Origin of the sequence: Acinetobacter sp. UBA2063, assembly GCF_002333245.1 — a bacterium.
Taxonomy (GTDB): Bacteria; Pseudomonadota; Gammaproteobacteria; order Pseudomonadales; family Moraxellaceae; genus Acinetobacter; species Acinetobacter parvus.
Map to the genome: position 1 here is coordinate 1 of NZ_DDAH01000116.1, position 5,736 is coordinate 5,736.

The window sequence follows — 5,736 nt, forward strand, 5'->3', positions numbered from 1 at the left end:
TTCAAGTCATTGGAAAATAGAGCAATATCACCGGGTGATTAAACAGGTTTGTCATATTGAAAAGTTTCAAGTAAGACGATCTAAACTGATTTTGAATCATATTTTTTCAGCCTTGATGGCCTACGTTGAGATACAAAAGAACCAGTTTGAGCGGATCTTTGAAAATATATATCGTTGGCAGAAGAAATTATTTAGACCAATGATCAAAAACTTCATTGATGACTTTATTCTCGATAAAAATCATCTGCTACCACAGAGAATCTATAAATAATAGTGCGTAAGTCCTATTATCTTATAAGATTTGACTTCAAAAATTACATATCGCGCTCTAAAGTCAAGTCTTTAAAATGAGCAGTGTGCAATATAAAAATCATTCAAATGCACTAAAAAACAGTTTGTGAGAGAGGAATAGTAGATGAATACGCGATCTACCATTATGGATACCAATAGCTTCCGTGCCGAGCATGCGAGTGCACTAGATTCTGAAACCCGAAAACTGACCGATCGACGTAGCCAAAATTTAGGTGAATCTTACCGCTTGTTTTATCGAAACCCAGTGCATCTTGTAAAAGGGCAAGGACAATACCTTTGGGATGCTGCAGGCAATCAATACTTGGATGCTTATAACAATGTCGCTAGTATAGGACATTGCCATCCTGCGGTAATCAATGCCGTAAATGAACAAATGCAAATGTTGAATACACATACTCGTTATTTACATGAGCGCATTTTAGATTATACCGACGAACTTTTAGCGACCACACCGACTGAAATTAACAAAGCCATGTATATGTGTACGGGTTCTGAGGCGAATGATTTGGCCATTCGTATTGCCCGTGAATACAGTGGTGGTACGGGTATTATTGTGTCGCAAGAAGCCTATCATGGTACTAGTGATCTTACTTCGGGCTGTTCGCCTGCGCTTGGTACAGGACAGACCTTAGCTGCTACAACTCGTTTGGTGGCAGCACCTGATCAATATCGTTTTGAGGGTGAAGATTTAGGTGACTGGTTCGCCGCGCAAATTCAAGCACAAATTGATGATATGAATGCCAATGGCATCAAGTTTGCAGGCTTCTTAGCCGATTCCATTTTTTCATCAGACGGGGTAATGCCAAATCCTATTGGTTTCCTGAAAAAAGCAGTGGATGTAGTGCATGCCAATGGTGGTATTTTCATTGCTGATGAAGTACAGCCTGGTTTTGCTCGTACAGGCGATTCTTTTTGGGGTTTTGGGCGTCATGGTGTGGTGCCCGACATCATTACCACAGGCAAGCCGATGGGCAATGGTATTCCAGTATCAGGTTTACTCGCGAAAGATCATGTGTTGTCTGCCTTTAGTCAAAAAATCCCTTATTTCAATACCTTTGGGGGGAATCCTGTGGCGATGGCAGCGGCGCAGGCCGTGCTGAAAACTATTCAAGAAGAAGAGTTACAAGCCCATAGTCAGCGCCTTGGTGGTCTACTTTTGACAGAATTGCGTAAGCTGATGGAAAAGTATGACTGTGTTGGTGATGTGCGTGGTGCTGGTTTATTTATTGGTTTCGAATTGGTACAAGATCGTTTCACCAAAATGCCTGATAAAGCTCTGGCACTGGATTTGATTGAAGAATTGCGTAATACGCATCGTGTGCTGACCTCTGTTGCGGGACCATATGGCAATGTCTTGAAGTTACGTCCACCATTGGTGTTCCAAGAAAAGGATATTGATTGGTTGGTTGGAGCGTTGGATCAAGCCTTAAGTAAACTGCAAAAATAAACTTAAATGTCATACATATTTAACCCCGCTCAATGAGCGGGGTTTCTTTTTTATTGATGTCTTACCACTTAATGTCGTAATTGGCGTGGTGTACAGCCAAACCAACGCTTGAATGCACGGGAAAAGGCACTGACTTCGGAATAGCCTAATAAAAATGCTACTTCAGAAATCGGTAAATTCTTCTGTTGAATATAGTGTTTGGCCAGTTCATAACGAACTTGATCAATTAGTTGAGTAAAGGTGATGTCGTGTGATTTTAAGCGCCGTGATAAGGTACATGGACTCATATGTAAATCTAGTGCAACTTTTTCCAAGTTGGGTTCACCATGAATCAAATCTTGCTGAATGTGTGCACGGACTTGATTGGTTAAACTTTGTGACTGCGATTGCGTATTCAGAATTTTTAAAGTGTCGAGCATCATGGTGAGCAGCAACGGGTCTGACTGTGGCATTGCGGTTTTAAGGTCTGATTTGGCAATCAAAATTGAATTGAATGGCTGATCAAAAAACACTGATGCATTAAACAGTTTACTGTGTTCTTGCCAAAACTCGGGACGTGGGTGTTCAAAATGAATTTCGCGTGGTGAATAGTGTGTGCCCAAGACTTCACGAATTACATTCATAAACATGCCCACTGTGAGTTCGGCATCTTGTCGTCGCGATAAAATTGCACCATGCTGGACTTGGTAGTCGAAACGATAGGCATCATTGACTTCAACCATACGGCATAAAGTATCTTTTTGATGCAGATTAAAATGTGAGGTCATGTTCTTTAATGCATCTTCCAGCGATGCTGAACATAAACCAATATAGCCAATCAGTCCTAAAGCTTTGGGATGAAATTGCTGTCCATAATGCAGTCCGAAATTATCGCAATGTGATAGTTTTGCGGATTGTTCCAAGACTTCGCAATAATTGGTGAGTTGCAAACTGAGGGTGGGGCTGAGCAATAATTCAGGATTAATACCACTGATCCCAAAAATGCGATCGACATCGGCACCTTTATGCAGAATAAAGTCACTTAGGCCTGTCGCGGCAGCTGATAAAATGCCTTGGTTGCTGATGTCTTGAGCGTTGATGGAGAGAGGATTAAATTGAATCATGCATAGCCTCTTTTAATACAGAACCGTTATTGTTCTAAATTAAGCAAGAGCTATGCCATTCAATGCTTTACGGTTTGCTTCTGCCTACAGGTATTTTTTTATATACCTGCTGGAATTTGGTTGTTAAGATATTTTTTGCAAAGTCGCACAGTTTCATCCGACCATTGCGCTCCCAAACTTTTGGCCATGTCGGTATAGGCATGTGAACCGAACCAAGCCATCAATTGGATTCTACGTTGCATAATAAAGGTGGGAACCAACGCATACTCTTCTGCACTCACATGCCCAATTTTTTCATAACCATTCAACCATTGTTCGACCCACTTGGGTGCAGCAGTATAGTGTTCATTAAAACTAATTGCTGCAGCTAAGTCATGCATAAACCAGCCCATGCCGCAGTCGTCAAAATCAATCACACCAACCTTTTTTTCATTCAACAACAGATTGGTCAGTCTGAGGTCAGCATGGATCAGCCCATAGTGATCTTTGGACTTCCCAAATTGATTTAGCTCGGTGGCAACACGGCAAATTGCCTCATCAATCACGGCATGATCTACCGATTTTAACTGTGGGGCATGACGCCAGTCACCCCAATGTCCATCGGCAAAAACCATACTTTCATGATCCCAAACAATACGTTGGAAGTAGGCTGGCATCTCCCATGTTTTACTGTGCAGGTGCAGTTGTGCTGTGATTTCACCCAACTGCTTAAAATCACATGGATCGACATTATCTGCTGTAGGCATTACACCTTTCACCCAATGAAAGAGCACTGCATGCCTTGAAATATCTGGACTGAGTGCCAATGTTTGGACTTTATCTCCATGACAGTCGGCAATGGCAATCGGCACCGCGATGCCATGCGCATTTAACGCATCTAACCATGCTAGTTCACTTTCGATTTGTTGTTTGGAATGATAATTGGGACGATGAATGCGTAGTGCATATTGTTGTTGAGCGGTTTTCACAACAAAGGTGGCATTTTCAGATTGGCAGAGTAATTTGATCTCGCCTTGATAGCATGCTGGATAGGTTTGCATGGCTTTTTTTGCCAATTCGTAGAGTTGTTGAATGCTTAAATATTCATTTTGTTGGACGCTCATGTTGTACTCCTTTTCATGCTGATCTTGGGTGCGGAGTCCCAGACTTTGAGCTGATCTTATAAAAGAAAAAAAAGAGCAACTTGACTTCAAGCGACTATGCTCATGATTTATTGTCAAGTTTAAAGCCGATATTTCACCGATATTAAAGTGGTCGAATTTGGTGAAAAGGTGATCGAGCATCATGAAAAATGAAATGATAATGACGGAGAGTGTCGCAGATAACACCGAATATTTTGCCCAACGCCAACTGAAAAAGGGTGCCGTCGGTTGGTTACTGTTGGTGGGGTTAGGGGTGTCTTATGTGATTTCGGGTGACTTCGCAGGTTGGAATTTTGGTATTGCGCAAGGTGGTTGGGGCGGATTATTTGTTGCTACGATTGTAGTGGCATTTATGTATCTATGCATGAGCTTGTCGATGTCAGAAATGTCGACCATGCTGCCAACAGCAGGCGGGGGCTATAGTTTTGCGCGAGTGGCGTTTGGGCAATTTGGTGGTTATCTTACAGGGACTGCAATTCTGATTGAATATGCAGTCGCACCTGCCGCAATTGCAGTTTTTATTGGCAATTATTGTGAAGCTTTATTTGGCATAGGTGGCTGGCCGATTTATCTGTTTTGCTATGTGTTTTTCATGGCAATTCATTTAAAAGGTGCAGGTGAGGCTCTGAAAATAATGTTTGGCATTACCGCAATTGCTTGTGTGGCGCTGCTGGTGTTTATAGTGGCAATGGTTCCACACTTTAATGCTGCCAATTTATTTAATATTGCAGTAATGCCAAATACTGAGGGGGCGAGTTCATTTTTGCCTCTCGGTTACATGGGCATTTGGGCTGCTGTCCCGTTTGCAATCTGGTTTTTCCTTGCAGTTGAAGGCGTGCCTTTGGCTGCTGAAGAAGCCAAAGATCCAGTCAAATCTTTACCACGTGGTTTAATTGGTTCAATGTTGATTCTGGCTGCATTTGCCCTGCTGATTTTGTTTTTAAGTGCTGGTGCGATGGGTGCAGAGCAAGTGAAAAACTCAGGAGCACCATTGGTTGATGCATTAATTGCAGTCTATGGACAGCATTCATGGATTGCCAGTTTTGTGAATTTTGTGGGATTAGCAGGTTTAGTAGCAAGCTTCTTCTCGATTATTTATGCTTATTCGCGTCAAGTGTTTGCCCTATCGCGTGCAGGTTATTTACCGAAAATATTATCGCTCACCAATAATAAACAAGCGCCGAAATGGGCGATTGTGATTCCTGGGGTAATTGGCTTTGTATTGTCATTAACGGGTGAAGGAGATTTGCTGATTTTGATTGCGGTGTTTGGTGCCACCATTTCTTATGTGTTGATGATGATGTCGCATATTAAATTGCGTTTTTCCCGTCCAGATTTAGCACGACCATATAAAACACCCGGCGGCATCGTCACTTCAAGTATAGCATTGGTTTTGGCCTGTGCTGCAGTGGTGGCGGGTTTAATGGTTAATCCAAAAGTATGGTGTTTGGCAGCGCTAATTTATGGTTTATTCATTCTGTATTATCTGCTGTATAGCAGACATCATCTGGTGGAAGGCACGCCTGAACAAGAGTTTGCATCTATTGAAATCAGAGATGAATAGTTGAGTGAAATTTACCTAATTTTTAAGAATATCAATCCCATTTTTAATGGGCTTGATATTCTTAAATGCTCATTAAATTATTTGGTGGTGTTTTAAAAAGTATGCTGAGATTAAATGAAGCCATTATTGATGTAAAAGAAGGTTAAGTCGAAGGCTTTAAAATGGTTT

At 41.7% G+C, this 5,736-nt stretch carries 4 protein-coding genes and 1 pseudogene; 3 read left to right on the forward strand and 2 right to left on the reverse strand.

Features of this window, described 5'->3' with window-relative positions; all coding sequences use genetic code 11:
- Both B4H32_RS05075 and B4H32_RS05080 read left to right on the forward strand, forming a co-directional pair.
- A pseudogene (locus B4H32_RS05075) lies at positions 1-271 on the forward strand (IS701 family transposase); the annotation flags it as partial.
- A gap of 144 nt (positions 272-415) precedes the next feature.
- Complete coding sequence (locus B4H32_RS05080; protein ID WP_004681106.1) at positions 416-1,759, forward strand: aspartate aminotransferase family protein; 1,344 nt, start codon at positions 416-418, stop codon at positions 1,757-1,759.
- Positions 1,760-1,827: 68 nt separating this feature from the next.
- On the opposite strand, the gene qhpR is transcribed toward B4H32_RS05080, so the two are convergent.
- Positions 1,828-2,862 carry an AraC-like transcriptional regulator QhpR gene (gene qhpR, locus B4H32_RS05085; RefSeq protein WP_004681105.1) on the reverse strand — a complete coding sequence of 345 codons (1,035 nt, stop codon included), beginning with the start codon at positions 2,860-2,862 and terminating at the stop codon, positions 1,828-1,830.
- Between the two features lie 98 nt (positions 2,863-2,960).
- Entirely contained in the window at positions 2,961-3,965 is a 1,005-nt protein-coding gene (locus B4H32_RS05090) for a phosphotransferase enzyme family protein (protein WP_004681103.1), read from the reverse strand.
- A 181-nt stretch (positions 3,966-4,146) separates the two neighbouring features.
- Here B4H32_RS05090 and eat point away from each other — a divergent pair, with 181 nt between their 5' ends.
- Positions 4,147-5,568, forward strand: a complete 1,422-nt coding sequence (gene eat / locus B4H32_RS05095; protein WP_004681101.1) for an ethanolamine permease — start codon at positions 4,147-4,149, stop codon at positions 5,566-5,568.
- Positions 5,569-5,736 lie beyond the last annotated feature (168 nt).